This window comes from Oleiphilus sp. HI0067, from assembly GCF_001635735.1.
This window is the reverse complement of sequence record NZ_LWFI01000692.1, coordinates 1-474: the sequence shown is the minus strand read 5'-3', so window position 1 is coordinate 474 and position 474 is coordinate 1. Positions and strand designations below refer to the sequence as shown.

General features: G+C 46.8%; 1 protein-coding gene. It reads left to right on the top strand.

The genetic code is table 11. The annotated features are described in order from the left end of the window. Window positions 1-19: 19 nt before the first annotated feature. The coding region (lpxC, locus tag A3739_RS07820; protein ID WP_068500959.1) for a UDP-3-O-acyl-N-acetylglucosamine deacetylase at window positions 20-474 on the top strand (455 nt) is incomplete at its 3' end.

Sequence of the window (474 nt, the reverse complement as noted above, 5' to 3'; positions counted from 1 at the left end):
GGCGATTTTAAGTACGCATATGATTAGACAACGCACACTCAAAAACACTATTCGCGCAACGGGCGTGGGCTTGCATTCAGGTAAGAAGGTATATTTGACCTTGAAGCCCGCACCGATCGACTCTGGCATTGTTTTCATCCGCACGGATCTGGAACCAAATGTGGAAATAGTCGCTCGCGCAGAGAATGTTGGTGAGACCATGCTATCTACTACGCTAGTTAAAAATGGCGTAAAAGTAGCAACGGTAGAGCATTTGCTATCAGCGATGGCTGGCCTCGGTATCGATAATTGTCGTATCGAATTGAGCTCAGAAGAAGTGCCTATTATGGATGGCTCCGCGGGGCCTTTTGTTTTCTTGATTCAGTCCGCCGGAATTCAAGAACAAGATGCTGCGAAGAAGTTTATTCGCATTACTCGTGAAGTTACGGTTGAAGAAGATGGCAAGGTAGCGACCTTTGTTCCTTTCGAGGGCTT